Origin of the sequence: Streptomyces sp. NBC_00029, assembly GCF_045160505.1 — a bacterium.
Taxonomy (GTDB): Bacteria; Actinomycetota; Actinomycetes; order Streptomycetales; family Streptomycetaceae; genus Streptomyces.
Genome location: NZ_CP108292.1, coordinates 8,033,389 through 8,055,416, shown reverse-complemented (window position 1 = coordinate 8,055,416; position 22,028 = coordinate 8,033,389). Strand labels below are relative to the sequence as shown.

Here is a 22,028-nt window from a genome sequence, read left to right as displayed (position 1 = left end):
ATCTGAGCGCTCGCGTCGGAACCATAACCCAGATGCGATACGCTCGTATCGAATAAAGGAGGCGCCCGAACATGCCCAAGCAGGTGGACTACGAGAGCCGACGTCGGCGGATCGCCGAGGCCGTCTGCCTCCTCGCCGACGAACACGGCCCCGAGGGAGTGACCATGCGCGACGTCGCCGCCCGCGCGGAGGTCTCCCTGGGCGCCGTTCAGCGTTGCTTCCGCACCAAGGAGGAGATGCTCCTGTTCGCCGTCGACCATGTCGGCGAGCGCATCACCGAGCGAGTACGGGCCCGTCTGTCCAGCAGCCCGGCCCAGTCGGCCGCCACCGCCCTGGGTCATGCGGCCACCGAGATCGCCCTGCTCCGCCGAGAGCACCGCGCCGAGGCACGGGTGTGGCTCGCGTTCGTCGCCCAGGCCGCCGTCAGCGAGCCGCTCGCCGCCCGGCTCAGAACCAGTTACGCGGCTCTCCAGGGCCTCCTCGCCCGCCTCATCACGGAGGCGGGCGGGAGCGGCCCGGCCCACGATGACGCCGCAACGCCCGATCCGCAGCACGAGGCCCGGGCCCTGCTCGCCCTCGCGGACGGCCTGACCAGCCATGTGCTCATAGGGCACTTGACCGCCGAGGAGGCCGAGGACGCCCTGCACATGCACGTGGTCCGCCTCTGGGAACGCCTCCCCGCCGGCCCTCCCGGAAGGACCGCCTGACACGCCGTACGGGGTGCGGCGCGGGTGGGGCGACACCACTCGCCCCACCCGCGCCGCCTTCCTGCGTCTCCGGCGCACCCTCTGCCCAGGAGACGGGCCGGGGCCCCTCAGCCCCGGCCGTACGTGTGGAACCCGCGGCCGCTCTTGCGGCCGAGCAGCCCCGCCTGCACCATCCGCTGGAGCAGCGGGGGCGGCGCGTACAGGGGTTCCTTGAACTCTTCGTAGAGGCACTCCGCGATGGCCGCGACGGTGTCCAGGCCGATCAGGTCGGCGAGTTTGAGCGGTCCCATCGGGTGGGCGCAGCCCAGTTCCATTCCGGCGTCCACGTCCTCGGGCGCGGCGAACCCGGACTCGGCCATCCGGATGGCCGAGAGCAGGTAGGGGATCAGCAGTGCGTTGACCACGAAGCCGGCCCGGTCCTGGGAGCGGACGGTGGTCCTGCCCAGGGTGTCGCGGGCGAAGGCCTCCACGGCGGCGACGGTCTGCCGCGACGTGTGGAGGGAGGAGACGACCTCCACGAGCGGCAGGACGGGTACGGGGTTGAAGAAGTGCAGGCCCACGACCCGGTCGGCGCGGCCGGTGGCCATGCCGAGGCGCATGATCGGGATGGCCGAGGTGTTCGTGGCGAGGATGGCCTCCGGGTCCTCCACGATCTTGTCCAGGCGGGTGAAGACCTCCGACTTGGCTCCGGGGTTCTCGGTGACGGCCTCGATCACGAGCTGCCGGTCGGCGAGGTCCTCCAGGTCGCCGGTGAAGACGAGCCGGGCCAGGGCGTCCTCGGCGGGGATCCGGTCCAGCTTGCCGCGCTGCACGGCGCGTTCGAGGGAGACGGCGACGCGTTCCCGGGCGGCCCGGGCGGTGGTGGCGTCGGCCTCGGCGACGACGGTGTCGAGTCCTGCGCGGGCGCAGACCTCGGCGATGCCGGAGCCCATCTGGCCGCCGCCGACGATGCCGACCCTGCTGATGTCCATGCTCATGCGGAGGTCTCCGTCCGGCGGACCAGGTGGCGGGTGTAGGCCTCGGGGGTGAAGAAGGCGGGCAGGCGGGGGGTGAGCGCGGTGTCCACGAAGAGGTCCCGCGCCTCGGTGACCAGGGCCTGCGGGTCCTCCTCCGCCAGTGCCTCGCATTCGGCGTCGAGGAGGGTGAGCACGGTGGAGCGCTCCACCCGGTCGTGGCGCAGCCACTGCCAGATCTGGACGCGGGCGATCTCGGCGGTGGCGGCGTCCTCCATCAGCCCGTTGAGCGCGACGGCTCCGCGGCCGCGCAGCCAGGCGTCGAAGTAGCGCAGGGCCACGGCCACGTTGGAACGGATGCCCTCGGAGGTCGGCGGGGCCGCGATCCGGCGGACCGACAGCAGATCGGCGGCGTCGACCTCGACGTCCTCGCGCGTGCGCTCCAGCTGGTTCGGCCGCTCCCCCAGCACGCCGTCGAAGACCTCACGGCAGACGGGGACCAGACCGGGGTGGGCGACCCAGGAGCCGTCGAAGCCGTCCTCGGCCTCCCGCTCCTTGTCGAGGCGGACCTTCGCCAGGGCGGCGGTGTTGGCCTCCGCGTCCCTGCTGGGGACGTGGGCGGCCATGCCGCCGATGGCGTGGGCGCCGCGCTTGTGGCAGGTACGGACGAGGAGTTCGGTGTAGGCCCGCATGAACGGGGCGGTCATGGTGACCGCGGCCCGGTCGGGGAGCTGGAAATCGGTGCGGTGACCGAAGGTCTTGATGAGGCTGAAGAGGTAGTCCCAGCGGCCCGCGTTCAACCCGGCGCTGTGCTCGCGCAGTTCGTAGAGGATCTCCTCCATCTCGAACGCGGCGGTGATCGTCTCGATGAGGACCGTGGCGCGGACGGTGCCGCGCGGGATGCCGAGCAGGTCCTGGGCGAACAGGAAGATGTCGTTCCACAGGCGTGCCTCGTACCGGTTCTCCAGTTTGGGGAGGTAGAAGTACGGGCCGTGGCCGGCGTCGATCTGCCGCTGCGCGCAGTGGAAGAAGTAGAGGCCGAAGTCCACGAGGGACGCGGACATGGGCCGGCCGTCGATCTCCAGGTGTTCTTCGAGGAGGTGCCAGCCGCGCGGGCGGACCATGATGGTCGCGAGGTCCGTACCGAGGCGGTACTCCTTGCCCTCCGGGGTGGTGAAGTCGATCCGCCGCTCGATCACGTCGAGCAGGGCCAGCTGGCCGCCGATGACGTTGTCCCAGGTGGGCGAGGTGGCGTCCTCGAGGTCGGCCATCCACACGCGGGCGCCGGAGTTGAGGGCGTTGACCGCCATCCGGCGGTCCGGCGGGCCGGTGATCTCCACGCGGCGGTCGGTGAGACCGGGCGCCGGCGGCGCGATCCTCCACTCGGGGTCCTGCCGGATCGCGCGGGTGGCGAGGGGGAGGACGAGGGGGGTGCCACCGGCCAGGTGGGCCGAGCGGCGGGTGCGCTCCTTGAGGATCTCCTGGCGGCGGCCGGCGAACGCGTCGTCGAGCCGGCCGATGAAGTCCAGGGCCTCGGGGGTGAGGATCTCGTCGTGGCGGTCGCCCGGTGTCCCGAGGACCTCGACGCGGCGGGTCGGTGCGTGAATGGACATGCGGGTCTCCTCCGGGAGAGGGGAGGGCCGGACGGGAGCTGGTTTCTCCGGCCTTCGAGGAACGCGGGTGACGGTGCCGGCGGGGCGCCCGGGTACTGCGTGCACTCGGGCACCCCGGGCCCTACGGCGAGGTGGTGCCCGGGGTGTTCCGGGCGGCCTGCGGCCCGGATCGGGCGGGTCCTAGTGGAACTGCTCCTCCTCGGTGGAGCCGGAGAGCGCGGTGGTGGAGGACGCCGGGTTGACGGCGGTGGAGACGAGGTCGAAGTAGCCGGTGCCGACCTCGCGCTGGTGCTTGACGGCGGTGAACCCGTGGGCCTGGGCGGCGAACTCGCGCTCCTGGAGGTCGACGTAGGCGGTCATGCCGTGCTCCGCGTAGCCGCGGGCCAGGTCGAACATGCCGTGGTTGAGGGAGTGGAAGCCGGCCAGGGTGATGAACTGGAATCGGTAGCCCATCGCGCCGAGCTCGCGCTGGAACTTGGCGATCTGGTCGTCGTCCAGCGCGGCCTTCCAGTTGAAGGACGGCGAGCAGTTGTAGGCCAGCATCTGATCCGGGTACTGCGCGTGGATCGCCTCGGCGAACTCGCGGGCCTGGGCCAGGTCCGGGGTGCCGGTCTCCACCCAGATCAGGTCGGCGTACGGGGCGTACGCCAGGCCGCGGGCGATCACCGGGGCCATGCCGTTCCGCACGTGGTAGAAGCCCTCGGCGGTGCGCTCACCCGTGCAGAACTCCGCGTCGCGCTCGTCGACGTCGCTGGTCAGCAGAGTGGCCGCGAGGGCATCGGTACGGGCGATGATCAGGGTCGGGGTGTCGGCGATGTCGGCCGCCAGCCGGGCCGCGTTGAGGGTGCGGACGTGCTGCGCGGTCGGCACGAGGACCTTGCCGCCCAGGTGGCCGCACTTCTTCTCGGAGGCGAGCTGGTCCTCGTAGTGGATGCCGGCCGCGCCCGCCGCGATCATCGCCTTCGTCAGCTCGAAGGCGTTCAGCGGGCCGCCGAAGCCGGCCTCGGCGTCCGCGACGATCGGCGCGAGCCAGTCCGTGGTGTCGGTGCCGCCCTCGGCGGTGGCGATCTGGTCGGCGCGCAGCAGCGCGTTGTTGATCCGGCGGACCACCTGGGGGACCGAGTTGACCGGGTAGAGGCTCTGGTCCGGGTAGGTGTGCCCGGCCTGGTTGGCGTCGGCTGCGACCTGCCAGCCGGAGAGGTAGATCGCCTGGAGGCCTGCCCGCACCTGCTGGACGGCCTGGCCGCCGGTGAGGGCGCCGAGGGCGTGGATGTAGTCCTGCTCGTGGAGCTGTCGCCACAGCCGCTCGGCGCCGCGCCGGGCCAGGGTGTGCTCCTCGCGGACGCTGCCCGAGAGCCGCACCACGTCCTCGGCCGTGTAGGTGCGCTCGATGCCCGCCCAGCGGGGGTCGTCGGCCCACCGCTGCCTCAGCTGCTCGGCCGCCGCCGTCGTGTTCGCCTCTGCCATGACCGTCACCGTTTCTGTCCGTCGCGTGTCTTGCCAATGCGCCGCCCGAGGGATCGAAAGCATTGGCACTCTGTGCCCAGCTGGGGATCGCGGCCGCCGAACCCGGCCTGGGGCCGAAGCGTGAGCAATGCTGCCGAGCCGCCGGGGCGGACTGCCCGGATCCCCTAAATCAGGGCGTGAGCCGGGCCGGTCAGTCCTTCCCGGCCACCGTGTCCGGCGGGCCGCTGCATCGACTCTGGCACCGACACCGAGTGCCATCAAGCAGGTACATCTGCCAAGCTTTGCGAATCTTCGGCGCCACAATTGCCAAGGTTGCGAAGGCCGTCGGGCAGACAGATCCCCGTATCCTGGCGTCGCGTGTCCGGCCCGGCGGCGAAGGAGTGCGGTGAGCAAGACGTACGCGGGAGCGCGGCTGCGGCGGCTGCGCGAGGAGCGCCGGATGACCCAGGCCGACCTGGCCCGGATGCTCGCCATCTCCCCCAGCTACCTCAACCAGATGGAGCACGACTCCAGGCCGCTCACCGTCCCGGTCCTGCTGCGGCTCACCGAGGCCTTCGGGGTGGATCCGGGCTTCTTCTCCGAGCGCGACACCAGCCGTCTGGTCGCCGATCTGCGCGAGGCGCTCGCGAACGAGGTGGCCCAGGCCCGCGTCTCCCCCTCGGACCTGGCCGAACTGGCCACCCGTATGCCCGCGGTCGCCTCGGTGCTGCTCGACCTCGGCCGGCGCAGCCGGCTGCTGGCCGAGCGCCTCGCCGACGCCGCCGACGGCCGGGACGTGGCGGCCGACAGCCCGCGCTCACCCCACGAGGAGATCCGCGAGTTCTTCTACCGCCGGCAGAACTACCTCCACGACACCGATCTCGCCGCCGAGGGTCTCGCCGCCGAGATCGGTATCCGCCCGGGGGACGTGGTCAGCGCCCTGGCCCGCCGGCTCTCCGAGCGGCACGGCGTCAGGACGGCCACGGATTCCGACCGGCTGCACCACTACGACCCCTCCTCCCGGGTACTGCACCTGTCGAACCGGCTGCGGCCGGGGCAGCAGGCGTTCCGGATGGCCACCCAGCTGGCGCTGATCGAGTACGGGGCCGAGCTCGACCGGCTGGCCGCCGAGGATTTCCCGCCCGGCTCTCCCGTCCACGCCCTCGCGAGGATCGGCATCGCCAACCACTTCGCGGGCGCGCTCATCCTCCCGTACCGCGCGTTCCACGCGGCCGCCGAGGAGTTCCGCTACGACATCGAGCGGCTCACCGACCACTTCGGGATCGGCTACGAGACCGTCTGCCACCGGCTCAGCACCCTGCAACGTCCCAGGCTGCGCGGTGTTCCCTTCTCCTTCGTCCGGGTGGACCGGGCCGGGAACATGTCCAAGCGGCAGTCGGCGACCGGGTTCCACTTCTCCCGCGCGGGCGGCACCTGTCCACTGTGGAACGTCTACGAGGCCTTCGCCGCGCCGGGCCGCATCCACGTCCAGGTGGCCGCCATGCCCGACGGGCAGCGGTACCTGTGGACCGCGCGCGCCGTCACCCGCCACCGCGGCGGATGGGGCGAGCCCGGCAAGACCTTCGCGATCGGGCTGGGCTGCGAGATCCGGCACGCATCGCGGCTCGTGTACGCCGACGGGCTCGACCTCGACAACACGGCGGCCGCGACGCCCATCGGCATGGGCTGCCGCCTGTGCGAACGGCTCGACTGCCCGCAGCGGGCCGTTCCGCCGCTCGGCCGGGCGCTGGCCGTCGACGAGAACAGCAGCACCTTCATCCCGTACCCGGTGACCAGGAGCCGCGCCCCGGCACAGGACTGAGGGGACGTCAGTCGGCCACGGGGCCGGCGAAGGCGCGCGGCGGCGGCTCTGGACTTACTAGGACGTCCAACTATATGTTCGTGGCACAAGGTCCGCGGTGCAGGGAAGCCGGTGAGAATCCGGCACGGTCCCGCCACTGTGACCGGGGAGTGTGCTGCCATCCACACGCCACTGACGAGGTCTGTCGGGAAGGCGGGCGGCGCGCGGGGATCCGGGAGTCAGGATACCGGCCGCGGAACGTTCCGTGTTTTCCACGAGGATGGAGCAGACACGCATGGCACCGGTTTGTACCCACGACCCTGGTGATCCGGCGGAGCGCACGCACGCCTTCGCGCGCTCGTAGTCCCACGGCCCTCCCAGCGGCGCACCCCATCGGGTGCCGTCCGCGGGTCCGCCGTGCCATCCCCGGATCCAACCTGACGAGAGCAGGCACCCATGGTCCGCGAACTCACCCATTTCATCGGCGGCAAGCACACCACCGGATCCTCCGGTCTCTTCACCGACGTCCACGACCCCAACACCGGCGCCGTCCAGGCCCGTGTCCCGCTCGCGGGGCGGGCCGACACCGAGGCCGCCATCGCCGACGCCGAAGAGGCGCAGGCCGACTGGGGGCAGTGGAACCCGCAGCGCCGCTCGCGCGTGCTCCTTCGGTTCCTCCAGCTGGTGGAGGGCGAACGGGACTCCCTCGCCCGGCTGTTGTCCTCCGAGCACGGAAAGACCGTCGCCGACTCCCACGGCGATCTGCAACGCGGCCTGGAGGTGGTGGAGTTCGCCGCCGGCGTCCCGCACCTGCTGAAGGGCGAGTTCACCGACAACGCGGGCAGCGGGATCGACGTGCACTCGCTGCGCTCGCCACTGGGCGTGGTCGCCGGGATCACCCCCTTCAACTTCCCCGCGATGATCCCCCTGTGGCAGGCCGCCCCCGCCCTGGCCTGTGGGAACGCCTTCATCCTGAAGCCGTCCGAACGGGACCCGTCCGTACCGCTGCGCCTGGCCGAGCTGTTCCTGGAAGCAGGTCTGCCGCCCGGTGTGCTGAATGTGGTCAACGGCGGCAAGGAGGCCGTCGACACCCTCCTCGAGGACCCGCGCGTCCAGGCTCTCGGCTTCGTCGGCTCCACCCCGATCGCCGCGCACATCTACGCCACCGCCGCCGCCCACGGCAAGCGCGCCCAGTGCTTCGGCGGCGCCAAGAACCACATGATCGTGATGCCCGACGCCGATCTCGACCAGGCCGTGGAGGCGCTCATCGGCGCCGGCTACGGCTCCGCGGGCGAGCGCTGCATGGCCATCGCCGTCGCCGTCCCCGTCGGCGAGGAGACCGCGGACGCGCTGGTGACGAAGCTGAAGCAGCGCATTGCCACCCTGCGCGTCGGCCGCTCCGACGACCCCGGGGCCGACTTCGGGCCGCTGGTCAGCCGGGACGCCCTCGACCGGGTGAACCGCTACGTCGGCATCGGTGCCACCGAGGGCGCCGAACTCGTCGTGGACGGACGCGGGTTCACCCTCCCCGGGCACGAGAGCGGCTACTTCGCCGGCGCCACCCTCTTCGACCGCGTGACCCCCCGGATGCGGATCTACCGCGAGGAGATCTTCGGCCCGGTGCTGTCCGTCGTACGGGCCGCCGACTACGAGGAGGCCCTGCGCCTGCCCACCGAGCACCCGTACGGCAACGGCGTCGCGATCTTCACCCGTGACGGCGACACGGCACGCGATTTCACCCGCCGGGTGGGCGCCGGCATGGTCGGCGTCAACGTGCCGATCCCCGTTCCCGTGGCCTACCACACCTTCGGCGGCTGGAAGCGGTCCGGCTTCGGCGATCTCAACCAGCACGGCCCCGACTCGATCCGCTTCTACACCCGTACCAAGACCGTCACCTCGCGCTGGCCCTCCGGGGCCAAGGAGAGCGCGAGCTTCACCATCCCGACGATGGGCTGAGCCCGTGCCCCTCACGCTCACCCCCGATCAGCTCGCCCTCGCCGCGGTCACCCTCGATTTCGCCCAGGAGCAGCTCGGCCCGTACGCCGTCGCCTGGGACCAGGACAAGCACTTTCCGCTGGACGTGATCCGCAAGGCGGCGGACCTCGGGCTCGGCGGCGTCTACGTCCGCGAGGAGCACGGCGGGTCCGGGCTCAGCCGCAGCGACGGCGTCCTCGTCTTCGAGACCCTCGCCACCGGCTGTCCGTCCATCGCCGGGTACCTCTCCATCCACAACATGGTCGCCTGGATGATCGACCGGTACGGGGACGTGGCGCAGCGGGCCCGCTGGCTCCCCGATCTGTGCAGCGCCCGGTCCCTGGGCAGCTACTGCCTGACCGAGCCCGGCGCCGGATCCGACGCCGCCGCACTGCGCACCCGGGCCGAGCACACGGGTGACGGCTACGTACTGACCGGGGTCAAGCAGTTCATCTCCGGCGCGGGTGCCTCCGAGGTCTACATCGTCATGGCACGCACCGGCACGCAGGGCTCGGGCGGCATCTCCGCCTTCGTCGTCGAACGCGACGACCCCGGGGTCTCCTTCGGTCCGAACGAGCGAAAGATGGGCTGGAACGCCCAGCCCACCCGCCAGGTGATCCTCGACGGGGTCCGCGTCCCCGCCGACCGTCGGCTCGGCGCCGAGGGCGACGGCTTCCGCATCGCCATGAACGCTCTCAACGGCGGCCGGCTCGGCATCGCCGCCTGCTCGCTGGGCGGTGCGCAGAGCGCACTGGACCGCAGTCTGGCGTATCTGGCCGACCGGGAGGCCTTCGGGGCCCGGCTGCTGGACGCGCAGGCATTGCAGTTCCGCCTCGCGGACATGGCCACCGAGCTGGCCGCGGCCCGCGCCCTGGTCCGCCAGGCCGCCGACGCGCTGGACCGGGGCGACCCGCCGGCCCCGCAGCTGTGCGCGATGGCCAAGCGGTTCGCCACGGACACCGGCTACGCGGTCGCCGACCGGGCCCTCCAACTGCACGGCGGTTACGGCTATGTGAGCGAGTACGGCATCGAGAAGATCGTCCGCGACCTTCGGGTCCACCAGATCCTGGAAGGCACCAACGAGGTCATGCGCATCATCGTCGCCCGCGGGCTCACGGAGGCCCTGCGATGAACCACGAATCCCACGCTCACCACGAGCGCGAGCCCGGCCATGTCCTGCTGCGGACCGAGGGCCGCGCCGCGCACATCACCCTCAACCGCCCAGGCGCGCTCAACGCCCTGACCCACTCCATGGTGTTGCGCATCGACGAGGCGCTGTCGCTCTGGCAGCACGACCCGGACATCGCGACCGTCGTCATCGAGGGCGCCGGCGGTCGCGGCCTGTGCGCGGGCGGCGACATTCGCGCGATCCACGAGGACGCCCGCACCGGCGGCAGGGCGTCGGCGGACTTCTGGCGCGACGAGTACCGGCTGAACGCGCGCATCGCCCGCTACCCCAAGCCGTACGTGGCCCTCATGGACGGCATCGTCATGGGCGGCGGCGTCGGGATCTCCGCCCACGGCACCGTGCGGATCGTCACCGAACGCTCCCGCGTGGCGATGCCCGAGACGGGCATCGGCTTCGTCCCCGACGTCGGCGGCACCTACCTGCTGGCGCTGGCGCCCGGCGAGCTGGGCACGCACCTGGCCCTGACGGGTGCCCCGGCCGGTGCGGCGGACGCGCTGCTCGTCGGGCTCGCCGATCACTTCGTGCCCTCGGAGCTGCTGCCCGGGCTGTCCCGGGACCTTGCGCGGAGCTCCGTGCACGAGGTGCTGGAACGGTACGTCGGGCCCGCACCCGGCGGCGTACTCGACGGCGACCGCGCATGGATCGACCACTGCTACGCGGCGGACACGGTGGAGGACATCGTGGAGCGACTGCTGCGCAGCGGCGTCCCGGCGGCGAAGGAGGCCGCGGCCACCCTTGCGGCCAAGTCGCCCACGGCGCTGAAGGTGACGCTGGCCGCCCTGCGGCGCGTCCGCGCACTCGGCCCGCTGGAAAGGGTGCTGGAGCAGGAGTACCGGATCTCCTGCGCGGCGCTGTCCTCGCCCGACCTGGTGGAGGGGATCCGGGCGCAGGTCATCGACAAGGACCGCAACCCGCGGTGGTCACCACCCTCGCTGGCGGAGGTGGGTCCGGCCGACGTGGAACGGTTCTTCGCACCGCTCGGCGAGCGCGAACTGGCTCTGACGCATCCGGATTCGACTCAGGAGGTGCCCTGGTGAGCACTACCGTGGCGTTCGTAGGACTGGGCCGCATGGGTGGCCCGATGGCGGCCAACCTGGTGAAGGCCGGACATCGCGTCCTCGGCTTCGACCTGGTGCCGGAGCTGCTGGCCGGCGCGGCAGCGACGGGGGTGGAGCCGGCCTCCTCGGCCACCGCGGCGGCCACCGGGGCCGACGTGGTGATCACCATGCTGCCGGCGGGCAAGCACGTCCTGGCCCTGTACCGGGAGGGCGGGCTGCTGGCCGCCGCACGGCCCGGCACGCTCTTCGTCGACTGCTCCACCATCGACGTGGCCGACGCCCGTGCGGCTCACGAGGCGGCAGTGGCGGCCGGGCACCGGTCCCTCGACGCACCCGTCTCGGGCGGAGTGGTCGGTGCGCAGGCGGCGAGCCTCACCTTCATGGCGGGCGGCGCCGCCGCCGAGTTCGCCGCCGCGGAGCCGCTGCTCGGCGCGATGGGAAAGAAGGCCGTGCACTGCGGGGCGGCGGGCGCCGGGCAGGCCGCGAAGATCTGCAACAACATGATCCTCGCCGTCTCGATGATCGGGGTGAGCGAGGCCTTCGTCCTCGCCGAGAGCCTCGGCCTGGACCACCAGGCCCTCTACGACGTGGCGTCCACCGCCTCCGGCCAGTGCTGGGCCCTGACCGTCAACTGCCCCGTGCCCGGACCGGTTCCGGGCAGCCCCGCGAACCGTGACTACCTGCCCGGCTTCGCCGCACCGCTCATGGCCAAGGACCTCGCCCTGGCGGCGACCGCCCTGCGGGCCTGCGGGGTGGAGGCGCCCCTGGGCCTGAAGGCCGCCGAGCTGTACGAGGCCTTCGCCGCCGGCGAGGGCGCCGGCCTCGACTTCTCGGCGATCGTCCGCACCCTGCGACCCCGGAACGGAACACCCGCATGACGTACGAAACCATCCTGCTGGAGCGCAAGGGGCGGGTGGCCGTCCTGACCCTCAACCGGCCGGAGGCCCTCAACGCCCTGAACCTCACGGTCATGACCGAGGTGGTGGCCGCCGCAGAGGAGCTGGACCGGGACCCCGGGGTCGGGTGCATCGTCCTCACCGGCTCCGCGAAGGCCTTTGCGGCGGGGGCCGACATCAAGGAGATGCGGCCGCAGAGCTACATGGACATGTACCTCTCCGACTGGTTCACCGCCTGGGACCGGCTGGGCCAGGTACGCACGCCCACCCTCGCGGCGGTATCCGGCCACGCCCTGGGCGGCGGCTGCGAACTCGCCATGCTGTGCGACATTCTGCTGGCCGCCGACAGCGCGAGGTTCGGTCAGCCCGAGATCAGGCTCGGGGTGATCCCGGGCATCGGCGGCTCGCAGCGGCTCACCCGGGCCGTCGGCAAGGCCAAGGCGATGGAGCTGTGCCTGACGGGCCGCACCATGGACGCCGTCGAGGCCGAACGGGCCGGCCTGGTGTCACGGATCGTCCCGGCCCACGATCTGCTGACCGAGGCCCTCGCGGTCGCCGAGACCGTCGCCGGGATGTCCAAGCCGGTCGCGATGATGGCCAAGGAGGCCGTGAACCGGGCCTTCGAGACCACCCTCACCGAGGGCGTCCGCTTCGAACGCCGCCTGTTCCACGCTGTGTTCGCCACGGCCGACCAGAAGGAGGGCATGGCCGCCTTCGTGGACAAGCGCCCGCCCCGCTTCAGCCACGGCTGAGCCATGCACGAAGGACCGGGTACGGCGCGCCGGTGCGCGTCGTACCCGGTCCTTTCCATCTGCCCTCGGGCGGGCCCGCGTGCATGCGCCTAACGGCGGCTGCGCACGAGCAGATGGAGGAAGTACGGCGTACCGATCACGGCGGTCATCAGGCCGGCGCCGAGCTGGGCCGGTGCGATCACGGTGCGGCCCACCAGGTCCGCGGTGCAGACCAGGACGGCGCCGAGGAGCACCGCGACCGGGACCACCCGGGTGTGCTGCCGGCCCACGAGGGCGCGGGCCGCGTGCGGCGCCACGAGCCCCACGAAGCCGATCGTGCCGGCGGCGGCCACGGCGGTCGCGCTGAGCAGGACGCCGATGAGGAGGAAGCCGAAGCGTCCGCGGCCCAGGCTCAGTCCGAGCAGCCTCGGGGTGTCCTCGTCGAGCGACACGAGGTCGAGTTCGGTGCGCCGGGCGACCGCGATGACCAGGCCCAGGGCCAGGACGATCGCGAGGGGCACCACGTCGGGCAGGGTCCTGCCGTAGGTGGAGCCGGAGAGCCAGGTGAGCGCCTTCGTCGCGTTGAACGGGTCGGTGAGGATGATGAGGAGGCTGACGAGGGCGGCCGACGCGGTGGCGACGCCGAACCCGACGAGGACGAGGCGGTTCTGCTGGAACCCGCCGCGCGCCGCCAGTCCGAAGACGATGACGGAGCTGAGGGCGGCGCCCGCGAACGCGGCGCCCGCCACGCTCCAGGATCCGGCCAGGGGCACCGTCGTCACGAGGAGGACGGCGCCCAGCGCCGCGCCGCCGGAGACGCCGAGGATGCCCGGTTCGGCGAGCGGGTTGCGGGTCACGGCCTGCACCAGGGTTCCGGCGAGGGCGAGCGCAGCTCCGGCGAGGAGGGCGGCGAGGATGCGCGGCACCCGGGTGTCGAGGACGAAGGTGATCGTCCGTCCGGCCCGTCCCTGGGCCCAGTTCAGCACGTCGCCGAGCAGCAGCTTGGTGTCGCCCAGCAGTACGGCGGCGAGGATCACGCCGACGAGGACGGCCACGAGGACGGCCGTGGTGGTGAGGAAGACGGCCCGGCTCCTGATGCGCAGCCGGTCGACTGCGGCGGCTCCGGCGGTGTCCTTGACCCGGATGGCCATGACGATCAGGAAGACGGCGCCGACGAGGCTGGTGACGACGCCGGTGGGCACCGCGACCGCCACGTCCGACCGTACGAAGGCGCGCAGCAGGACGTCGGATCCGAGAACCAGCGCCGCACCGGTGAGTCCCGCGACCGGCAGGCTCGCACGGCTCCTGGTGAACCCGCGGATGCGGCGGGCGAGCGGCCGTACGAGGGCGGGGGCGCACATGCCGACGAAGCCGACGGGTCCGGCGAGCGTGACGGCGGCCGTGGAGAGCAGGGCGGCGAGCACGACGGCGGTGACCCGGGTGGACCGGACGGGGACGCCGAGGCCGCGGGCGGCGTCGTCGCCGAGGGCCAGGGCGTCGACGCGGCGGGCGAGGAGCAGCAGGCCGACGAGGGCGATCAGGCCGATCGGCGCCATCTGCAGGATTCCGTCGAAGCCGTGCTGGGCGATGCTGCCCTGGTTCCACCGGAAGATGCCGTCGGTCTGCTGGGGGAACAGCAGGAGCAGGCCCTCGGTGATGGCGGAGAGGCCGAGGGTGAGGGCGCTGCCCGCGAGGACGAGCCGGACGGTACCGGCGCCGAGGCCGGACAGCCCGAGGACGACGGCCGCCGCGGCGAGGCCGCCGACGAAGGCGACGCCGGAGGAGGCCAGCAGCGGGAGGGAGACGCCGGAGACGGCGAGGAGGCCGAGGCCGAAGTAGGAGCCGGCGTTGACGGCGAGGGTGTCGGGCGAGGCGAGGACGTTGCGGCTGACCGCTTGGAGGGCGGCGCCCGCCATGCCGAGGACGGCGCCGACGAACAGTCCGGCGGCCATGCGCGGCAGCCGGGAGGCGATGACGACGGACGCGTCGCCCGCCTCGGCCCGGCCGGTGAGCGCCCGCCACACCTCGGGGGCGCCGACGGCTGCGGTGCCCTGGGTGATGTCGACGGCGGCGAGGCCCGTGACGATGAGGACCAGCACGGCCGTCACCGCGGCCGCGCCCGTCCGGGACGTGAGCGACGACGGACGGGCGGCGGCGGCTGTTGCGGTGACGGCCATGGTGTTACTTCGTCAGAGCGGCGACGACGGAATCGATGTACTTGTTCATCGACTCGGTTCCGCCGAACATCCAGATGCCGTCGGGCAGGCGGTTCACGTTGCCCTTCTGCACGAACGGCAGGGAGGTCCACACCTTGTCCTGCGCGAGGACACCGGCGAACGGGTTGCTGTCCTTGTCGCCGTCGTTGCCGATGTAGGCGAACTCGACGTCACCGAGCTTGGTGAGGCCCTCGACGTCGCTGGTGGCCAGGCCGTAGGCCGGGTCGCCCTGAACGGTCCAGGCGTTCTTCAGACCGAGCTTCTCGTTGACCCCGCCGATGAGCGAACCGCTGGTGTACGGGCGGATCGAAACCTGGTTGGAGACGACGTAGCCGTCCGCGAAGGCGTACGGGGCGCCGGCCTTGCCCGCGTCGGCGAGCGCCTTCCTGCCCGCGTCCAGCTTCGTCTGGAAGGCCTGCTTGAGCTTGCCGGACTGCTCGGTCGTGCCGGTGGCCTGGGCGATGAGGTCCAGGTTCTTGGTCATCTGGCCGATCGGGTCGGCGGCGTCGCCGGGGCGCACCTCCAGGACCGGGGCGACCTTGCGCAGCTGCTCCAGGGCGGCCGGCGGCAGGTCGGAGGTGGCGATGACGAGGTCGGGCTTGAGCGAGGCGATGGTGTCCATGCTCGGCTCACCGCGGGTGCCGATGTCCTTGGGCTCGTTCTTGAGCGGGACGGCGGTGTTCCAGGTCTTGTAGCCCTTGACGTCGGCGACGCCGACCGGCTCGACACCCAGCGAGATCAGGCTCTCGACGACGTTCCACTCGGTGCCGACGACCTTCTTGGCGGGGCCGGCGAGCTCCACCTTCGCGCCCGAGGCGTCGGTGAGGACGAGGGGCTCGGCGGTCTTCTTCGCGTCGTCGGCGGCGGGCTCGGTGGTGCCGCAGGCGGTCAGCGTGAGGGCCGCGACGGTGGCGGCCGCCGCGGTGAGGAGGAGTCGTCTCATGAGGTGGTACTGAGCCTTTCGCTTCGCAAGTGGTGCCGGCCTATCGCGCGGGTGCGCAACTGTCCGGTGAGAGGGTCGGTTTCGACGTCGATGCGGATGCCGTAGGTGTCGGTCAGCCGCTCGGGCGTCAGTACGTCTTCGGGTGCGCCGTCGGCGATGATCCGTCCCGCGTGGAGCAGGACGATCCGGTCCGCGACGGCGGCGGCCTGGTCGAGGTCGTGCAGTACGGCGCCCACGGCGATCCCGTGGCCGTCCGCCAGATCGCGCATGAGGTCGAGGAGTTCGACCTGGTAGCGCAGGTCAAGGTAGGTCGTCGGCTCGTCGAGGAGGAGCACGCCGGTCTCCTGGGCGAGGCAGCCGGCCAGCCAGACGCGCTGGAGCTGTCCGCCGGACAGGTACTCGGCGCCGCGTTCGGCGAGGTCCTCCACGCCCGTGAGGGCGAGCGCGCGCTCCACCGCGGCCCTGCCGCCCGGGTCGTCCCGGCCCCAGCGTCCGCGGTAGGGGTACCGGCCGAATGCGACGAGGTCCCGTACCGTCAGGCCGCTCGGGGTGGGGCGTCCCTGTGTCAGGAGGGCGACGCGGCGCGAGAACTCACGGGGGCTCAGCGCGAATCCGTCGGCGTCCCCGTCGATGACGAGGGTGCCGGCCCGGGGGCGCTGCAGCCTGGCGATCGTGCGCAGCACGGTGGACTTGCCGCTGCCGTTCGGCCCCACGAGGACGGTCACTTCGCCGGGCCGGAGCGTCATGGAGGCGTCGTGTACGACGTCGACTCCGTCGTACGCCACGGTGACGCCCTTGGCGGAGAGTTCATGACCGAGGGGACGTGTGTCCGCGGAGGTCTCTTCAGCTGCTTGCACGATGGTTAGGTTAGCCTACCCTCAGAACACTGCAAGCACTTTCGGCCGCTCGATCGCAAGGGCCGGAACCAGCCAAGACCGCACATCCGGACAAACCCGTGCAGGCCGCATGCCGTCGGCGCCGTCAGCGCATTGTTCGGGGAATGTACGGGTGGCGGCGCGCCCACCGGAACGGCGGGTTCACGCGGTTAGCATCGATGCTGCCCACCGTGCGAGAGGCAATTATGACGGAGTCCAGGGGCCTCGTGCTGATCGTCGAGGACGAGCGTCACATCTCTGACGTGCAGCGCCTCTACCTGGCGCGCGACGGCTTCGGCGTCCACGTCGAGGCGGACGGGGCCGCGGGTCTCGCGGCCGCGAGGCGCATGCACCCGGTGGCGATCATTCTGGACATCGGCCTGCCCGGCATGGACGGCATCGCCTTCTGCCGCGCCCTGCGCGACGCCGGCGACTGGACACCGGTCCTGCTGGTGACCGCGCGCGGCGAGGAGGCCGACCGGATCCTGGGCCTCGAACTCGGCGCGGACGACTACCTCACCAAACCGTTCTCGCCGCGCGAGCTGGTCGCCCGGGTCAGGACCGTCCTGCGGCGCGCGGCAGGCCCTCCCGGCCCGCCGCCCGAGAGCACCGGCCGGCTCCACCTGGACCCGGTCAGCCGCACGGTGCGCCGCGACGGCGAGCCGGTCGAGCTCACCGCCACCGAGTTCAACCTGCTCGCCCACCTCCTCCACCACGTGGGCCAGGTCTTCACCCGCGAGCAACTGCTCGCCCAGGTGTGGGGATACCCCGGCTACCGCGACACCCGCATGGTCGACGTCTTCGTCTCGCAGCTGCGCGCCAAGCTCGGCGACGCCAGCCCGATCCGTACGGTCCGCGGCGTCGGGTACAGCGCGACGGCCCCCGGCCCGTGAGCCGAACCCGCCGCCCCGGCTCCCTGGCGCGCAAGATCGTGGTGCTGACCACCGTGGTGGCGGCGCTCGCCGTGGCCCTGACCGGTCTGATCGCCTGGCAGACCGCCGCACACGGAGCGGAGCAGCGCGAACGCGACCGGCTGACGCGTCAGGCCCGGGTCCTCAGCCGGCTGCCCGCCCTGTCCGAGGCGCTCTTCACCGGCGCCCAGGCCCTGGCGGGGCCGAACGGCGTGCAGATCGCGGTCGTCTCGCCCGACGGCGCCGTGAGCGGTACCGCCAGCCCGGCCCTCGACCGGGTCTCCAAGTCGGCTCTGCTGGCGGGGGATCCGGTCTCCACCACCGGCATCCTGGGCGGCCAGGACGTACTACTGGTGGGGCAGCCCGGTGTACGGGGCGGCGCGGTCGTACTGACCGAGCCGTACAACGTGGTCACCGAGGACACGAACCGGATCCGCCGCAACGTGATCGTGCCGCTGGTCTTCGGCATGCTCGGAGCGGCCCTCGCCGGCGCGCTGCTGGCCCGCCGGATCGCTCGTCCGCTCGTGACGGCCGCACAGATCGCGCACCGGCTCGCCGACGGCGAACGCGGCGTACCGGCCCCGGTCGACGGCCCCCGGGAGACTGCCGACATCGGGCGCGCCCTCAACGTCCTGGACGGGGCGCTGGCCCACAGCGAGAACCGGCAGCGGGAGTTCCTGCTCTCCGTCTCCCACGACCTGCGCACCCCGCTGACCGCTCTCCAGGGCTACGCCGAGGCTCTGGCCGACGACCTGATCGAGCCGGACCGGGTGCCCGAGGTCGGCGGCATCCTGGCCGACGAGACCCGGCGCCTGGACCGGTTCCTGGGAGACCTGCTGGACCTGGCCCGGCTGGAGGCCGACGACTTCCGCCTGGCCGTGGCCCCGGCCGACCTGCGCGCGGTCGTCTCCGAGGCCGCCGCGTTCTGGACCGGGCTGTGCGCACGCCACGGCGTCGACCTCCGGCTGGAGCGGCCCGAGGCGCCCGTCGTCGTCGCGACGGACGCCTTCCGGGTCCGGCAGCTGATCGACGGCCTGGTCCGCAACGCCCTGCGGGTCACCCCCGAGGGCGCACCACTGGTCCTCGCCGTCCGCGCCGCCGCCACGGGCGGTGGGGCCGAACTGCAGGTCCGTGACGGCGGGCCCGGCCTCACCGACGACGACGTGCGCATCGCCTTCGCCCACGGCGCCCTCCACGAGCGCTACCGGGGCACCCGCCCGGTCGGCAGCGGCCTCGGCCTGGCCATCGCCCACCGCCTGACCGGCCGGCTCGGCGCGGCCATCCGCGTCGAGGGGCACGGTCCGGAGGGCGGCGCCTGCTTCACCGTCACCCTCCCGTCGGCACCGGCCCCCGGCTGAGGAATCACGGATCCGCCCGCCCCCGCCCCCGCCGCCTCGCCGGGCACGGGGAGCGCGCCCGTACGCCCGCGCGCCCGTAGGCCCGGGTGCCCGTACGCCCGCGTGCCCGTAGGCCCGGGTGCCCGTACGCCCGCGTGCCCGTAAGCCCGTACATTCCCCGAACAATGCGCCCACGGCTCCCTTACACACACCGCGCACAGTGACCCCCATGAACACTGAATCGGCCCAGGGGCCGGGGTTGCTCCACCGGAGCGGGCGCTGGTGCGCCCGGCACGCCTGGCGGGTCGTCGCCCTGTGGGTGCTGGCACTGATGGGCCTGGGGCTGGCCAACCACACATGGGGCGGCTCCTTCGCGGACAGCTTCTCCCTGCCCGGGACCAGCACCCAGACCGGCGCCGACCTGCTGGCGGCCCACACCACCGGATCCGGCGGCACGGCCTCCGCCGTCGTGCTCACCACGGACGAAGGACCGGTCACCGGGCACCGGGCGGCGATCGACTCGGCCGTCGCCGACCTGCGCCGGCTGCCGGACGTCCTGTCAGTCACCGATCCGTTCACCACGCCCGGGGCGGTCTCCGCGGACGGCGGGAGCGCCCAGGTGACCGTCCGCTTCGACGGCAACCCGGCGAGCTTCGACCCCTCCTACCTCACCGGGGTCGACACCGCCGTCGAGCCGCTGCGCGCCGCCGACGTCACCGTCGAGTACGGGGCCCCGCTCGGGGAGCTGGCCACGCCCAAGTCCGCCGACCGTGCCTCGGAGGCCATCGGCCTGGCCGTCGCCGTGCTCGTGCTGCTGATCGGCTTCGGCAGCATCGCCGCCACCGGGCTGCCGCTGCTGACGGCCGTGATCGGCCTGGCCGTCAGCCTGGCCGGTCTCGGCCTGCTCGCCGGGCAGTTCGGCTTCGCCCAGGCGGCCCCGACCCTGGCCGCGATGATGGGCCTCGGAGTCGGCATCGACTACGCGCTCTTCCTGGCCACCCGCTACCGGGCCCTGCTGCACGCCGGAACGGAAACCCTCGAGGCGGTCGGGCGTACGGTCGCCACCAGCGGCCGGGCCGTACTGGTCGCCGCCGCCACGGTGGCCATGGCCCTGGGTGGCCTCTGCGCCTCCGGCGTGGGGTTCATCGGCGCCCTCGGCTTCGCCGCCGGACTCAGTGTCGTCGTGGCCGCCGCCGCGTCGGTGACGCTGACTCCCGCCCTGCTGGGCCTGCTCGGCCGCCGGATCGACCGCTTCCACGTGCGCAGGCCGGTCGCCGAACCCACCGGTGAATCGGACGTCTGGCACCGCTGGGCGCTCCGGGTCAGCCGGCGGCCCTGGCTCTTCCTGGTCAGCGGCCTGCTCGTCCTCGGCGTCCTGGCCGTCCCGGTCGCCTCCCTGCAGCTCGGCCACGTCGATGCCGGAGCCCAGTCCACCAGCAGGACCGACCGCCGCGCCTACGACCTGATCACCGAGGGCTTCGGCCCCGGCGCCAACGGCCCGCTGACCGTCGTCACCCATCTCGACAGCCGTCACATCGCGAGCGAGGGCCTGCGCAAGGACCTCGCCGCCGCCCTGCAGCGGGACCTGGCCGCCGTACCGGGCGTCGCCTCCGTCACTCCCCCGGTCGCGAGCCCCGATCACGCCCTGCTCATCACCACCGTCGTGCCCACCACCGGGCCGCAGGACCGGGCCACCGCCGACCTGATCCACACCCTGCGGGACGAGACGGTGCCGCAGGCGCTGTCGGGCACCGGAGCCACCGGCTACCTCACCGGCACGACCGCCGCCGCCCAGACCTTCACCGACACGCTCACCGCCAAACTGTCCCTGATCATCGCGGTGGTCGTCGCGGCCGCCTTCCTGCTGCTGCTCGCCGTGTTCCGCAGCCCGCTGGTGGCGCTCAAGGCCGCCGTGCTCAACCTCTTCTCCATCGCCGCTGCCTACGGAGTGGTCGTCGCCGTCTTCCAATGGGGCTGGGGCAGCTCGCTGTTCGGCCTCGGCGAGAAGGTGCCCGTCGAGTCCTACGTACCGATGATGATGTTCGCGATCGTCTTCGGGCTCTCCATGGACTACGAGGTCTTCCTGCTGTCCCGGATCCGCGAGACGTGGCTGCAGCACGGGGACAACCACCTGGCCGTCGCCACCGGCATCGCCGCCACCGCCCGCGTGATCACCTGTGCGGCGCTGATCATGACCAGTGTCTTCCTGGCCTTCCTGCTCTCCACCAACGTCGCCGTCAAAATGCTCGCGCTGGGCCTGGGGGTGAGCGTCATCATCGACGCCACCGTGGTCCGCCTGCTCCTTGTACCCGCGTCCATGTACCTCTTCGGGCGCGCCAACTGGTGGCTCCCCGGCTGGCTGGACCGGCTCCTTCCGCACCTCGACCCGGAGGGGCCCGCCGCCGGGCCGGAGGTCCTTCCCCCGCCCTCACCCGAAGCCGGACCCGCACGGGCACCCGCACCGGGACACGAAGTCGCAGCCGAACCCGAACCCGCGCCCGCACTCGATGTCGCACCCGCCCGAGGAGACCGGCGATGAAGCGCGCCCTGACGAAGACCGGGACCTGGGCAGCGCTGCGCCGCCACCTCGTCCTCACGGTCACGGCCACCGTGGTCCTGCTGGCCGTCGTCGCCACCGGCGCGGCCGAGTACACCGTCCGCGGCCTGATCCAGAGCCGTGTCGCGAAGGCGGCGCCCGGCCTCGGCGACGACGTGGCGGTCGGCGTCACCGACGGCTGGGCCCTGTGGGGCCTCGCGCACGAGAACATCCCCCGGCTCGACATCAGCAGCGACGACGCCCGGGTCGGGCGGCTCTCCCAAGTCCGCGTCCGGGCAAGGCTGGACGACGTCCGTCTCGGTGCGGCGACCACCGTCGGCAGCTCCCACGTGGACGTGACGGTCTCGACGCAGTCCCTCGCCGCCGCGATCCGCGACGCCGTACCGTCCGTGGCCGTCGCGGCGGTGACCACCGATCCGGCGAAGGGGACCGTACTCGCGGACGTCGGCCCGGGCGGAGTCGGGCGGCTGACGCTGCGTCCCGTACTCGCCGACGGCAAGGTCACCCTCGCCGTCGACGGGCTCACCCTGTTCGGCCGCTCCGTGTCCACCGACCGGCTGGGGATCGGGGCCAATGGCTTCGGGCCAGGAGCGGGTGCGCCAACGGACTATCCCCTCGGACTCGCGGCCACCTCCGCGGAGGTCCGGCCGGACGGCCTGCACGTCGCCCTGACGGGCGGGCCCAGCGCCCTCACCGACAGCTGACACCGACCCCGGTCGACCGCATTCGCCCGGAACGTTCCGAACCCGCCCGGTGGCCGGAAAACAGTGCATGACCTGGGCGTCGGCGAGAGCGCACTCACCGCTGCGGGGGCCGGCGGG

General features: G+C 72.5%; 17 protein-coding genes and 1 riboswitch. Of the genes, 11 read left to right on the top strand and 6 right to left on the bottom strand.

Features of this window, described 5'->3' with window-relative positions; translation table 11 throughout:
- Positions 1 to 71 precede the first annotated feature (71 nt).
- A complete protein-coding gene (locus OG753_RS37040; protein ID WP_327266141.1) occupies positions 72 to 707 on the top strand; it encodes a TetR family transcriptional regulator C-terminal domain-containing protein in 636 nt (211 codons plus the stop codon).
- Positions 708 to 814: 107 nt separating this feature from the next.
- Here OG753_RS37040 and OG753_RS37035 read toward each other — a convergent pair whose 3' ends face one another.
- From OG753_RS37035 to aceA, 3 genes are all read right to left on the bottom strand, one after another.
- Positions 815 to 1,684 carry a 3-hydroxybutyryl-CoA dehydrogenase gene (locus OG753_RS37035; RefSeq protein WP_405791820.1) on the bottom strand — a complete coding sequence of 290 codons (870 nt, stop codon included), beginning with the start codon at positions 1,682 to 1,684 and terminating at the stop codon, positions 815 to 817.
- The gene (gene aceB / locus OG753_RS37030) at positions 1,681 to 3,273 is read right to left on the bottom strand and encodes a malate synthase A (RefSeq protein WP_405791818.1); all 1,593 of its coding nucleotides are present in this window, start codon (positions 3,271 to 3,273) and stop codon (positions 1,681 to 1,683) included. The genes OG753_RS37035 and aceB overlap by 4 nt, the downstream gene beginning before the upstream one ends.
- Positions 3,274 to 3,453: 180 nt before the next feature.
- Complete coding sequence (gene aceA, locus OG753_RS37025) at positions 3,454 to 4,740, bottom strand: isocitrate lyase (RefSeq protein ID WP_327266138.1); 1,287 nt, start codon at positions 4,738 to 4,740, stop codon at positions 3,454 to 3,456.
- Between the two features lie 385 nt (positions 4,741 to 5,125).
- Between aceA and OG753_RS37020 the strand changes: the two genes are divergently transcribed.
- The 6 genes from OG753_RS37020 (at position 5,126) to OG753_RS36995 (ending at position 12,389) form a co-directional block, all read left to right on the top strand.
- On the top strand, positions 5,126 to 6,541 hold the full coding sequence (locus tag OG753_RS37020) for a short-chain fatty acyl-CoA regulator family protein (RefSeq protein ID WP_327266137.1): 1,416 nt from the start codon (positions 5,126 to 5,128) through the stop codon (positions 6,539 to 6,541).
- Positions 6,542 to 6,605: 64 nt separating this feature from the next.
- Positions 6,606 to 6,791: riboswitch (cobalamin riboswitch) on the top strand.
- Between the two features lie 185 nt (positions 6,792 to 6,976).
- The gene (locus OG753_RS37015) at positions 6,977 to 8,476 is read left to right on the top strand and encodes a CoA-acylating methylmalonate-semialdehyde dehydrogenase (RefSeq protein ID WP_327266136.1); all 1,500 of its coding nucleotides are present in this window, start codon (positions 6,977 to 6,979) and stop codon (positions 8,474 to 8,476) included.
- A 4-nt stretch (positions 8,477 to 8,480) separates the two neighbouring features.
- The gene (locus tag OG753_RS37010; RefSeq protein ID WP_405791815.1) at positions 8,481 to 9,626 is read left to right on the top strand and encodes an acyl-CoA dehydrogenase family protein; all 1,146 of its coding nucleotides are present in this window, start codon (positions 8,481 to 8,483) and stop codon (positions 9,624 to 9,626) included.
- A complete protein-coding gene (locus OG753_RS37005) occupies positions 9,623 to 10,720 on the top strand; it encodes an enoyl-CoA hydratase/isomerase family protein (RefSeq protein ID WP_405791813.1) in 1,098 nt (365 codons plus the stop codon). The genes OG753_RS37010 and OG753_RS37005 overlap by 4 nt, the downstream gene beginning before the upstream one ends.
- Positions 10,717 to 11,619 carry a 3-hydroxyisobutyrate dehydrogenase gene (mmsB, locus tag OG753_RS37000; RefSeq protein WP_405791811.1) on the top strand — a complete coding sequence of 301 codons (903 nt, stop codon included), beginning with the start codon at positions 10,717 to 10,719 and terminating at the stop codon, positions 11,617 to 11,619. The genes OG753_RS37005 and mmsB overlap by 4 nt, the downstream gene beginning before the upstream one ends.
- A complete protein-coding gene (locus OG753_RS36995; protein WP_405791809.1) occupies positions 11,616 to 12,389 on the top strand; it encodes an enoyl-CoA hydratase in 774 nt (257 codons plus the stop codon). Before mmsB ends, OG753_RS36995 begins: the two co-directional genes overlap by 4 nt.
- 89 nt (positions 12,390 to 12,478) lie before the next feature.
- Here the strand turns inward: OG753_RS36995 and OG753_RS36990 are convergent, their stop codons facing one another.
- From OG753_RS36990 to OG753_RS36980, 3 genes are read right to left on the bottom strand one after another with little or no spacing between them, the layout of a single operon-like run.
- Positions 12,479 to 14,545 carry an iron ABC transporter permease gene (locus tag OG753_RS36990; RefSeq protein WP_405791807.1) on the bottom strand — a complete coding sequence of 689 codons (2,067 nt, stop codon included), beginning with the start codon at positions 14,543 to 14,545 and terminating at the stop codon, positions 12,479 to 12,481.
- Between the two features lie 4 nt (positions 14,546 to 14,549).
- Positions 14,550 to 15,527: an iron-siderophore ABC transporter substrate-binding protein gene (locus OG753_RS36985; RefSeq protein WP_327266130.1), complete on the bottom strand. Its 978-nt coding sequence runs from the start codon at positions 15,525 to 15,527 to the stop codon at positions 14,550 to 14,552.
- Positions 15,524 to 16,384, bottom strand: coding sequence for an ABC transporter ATP-binding protein (locus OG753_RS36980; protein ID WP_405791805.1), 861 nt, complete (start codon positions 16,382 to 16,384; stop codon positions 15,524 to 15,526). The genes OG753_RS36985 and OG753_RS36980 overlap by 4 nt, the downstream gene beginning before the upstream one ends.
- Before the next feature lie 224 nt (positions 16,385 to 16,608).
- Between OG753_RS36980 and OG753_RS36975 the strand changes: the two genes are divergently transcribed.
- The 4 genes from OG753_RS36975 (at position 16,609) to OG753_RS36960 (ending at position 21,911) form a co-directional block, all read left to right on the top strand.
- Positions 16,609 to 17,295 (top strand): response regulator transcription factor, encoded by a 687-nt coding sequence (locus OG753_RS36975; protein ID WP_401679410.1) that lies wholly within the window; start codon positions 16,609 to 16,611, stop codon positions 17,293 to 17,295.
- On the top strand, positions 17,292 to 18,671 hold the full coding sequence (locus OG753_RS36970; protein ID WP_405791802.1) for a histidine kinase dimerization/phospho-acceptor domain-containing protein: 1,380 nt from the start codon (positions 17,292 to 17,294) through the stop codon (positions 18,669 to 18,671). The genes OG753_RS36975 and OG753_RS36970 overlap by 4 nt, the downstream gene beginning before the upstream one ends.
- Positions 18,672 to 18,879: 208 nt before the next feature.
- The gene (locus OG753_RS36965) at positions 18,880 to 21,189 is read left to right on the top strand and encodes an MMPL family transporter (RefSeq protein ID WP_405791800.1); all 2,310 of its coding nucleotides are present in this window, start codon (positions 18,880 to 18,882) and stop codon (positions 21,187 to 21,189) included.
- The gene (locus OG753_RS36960) at positions 21,186 to 21,911 is read left to right on the top strand and encodes an LmeA family phospholipid-binding protein (RefSeq protein ID WP_405791798.1); all 726 of its coding nucleotides are present in this window, start codon (positions 21,186 to 21,188) and stop codon (positions 21,909 to 21,911) included. The genes OG753_RS36965 and OG753_RS36960 overlap by 4 nt, the downstream gene beginning before the upstream one ends.
- The last annotated feature ends 117 nt before the right edge of the window (positions 21,912 to 22,028 follow it).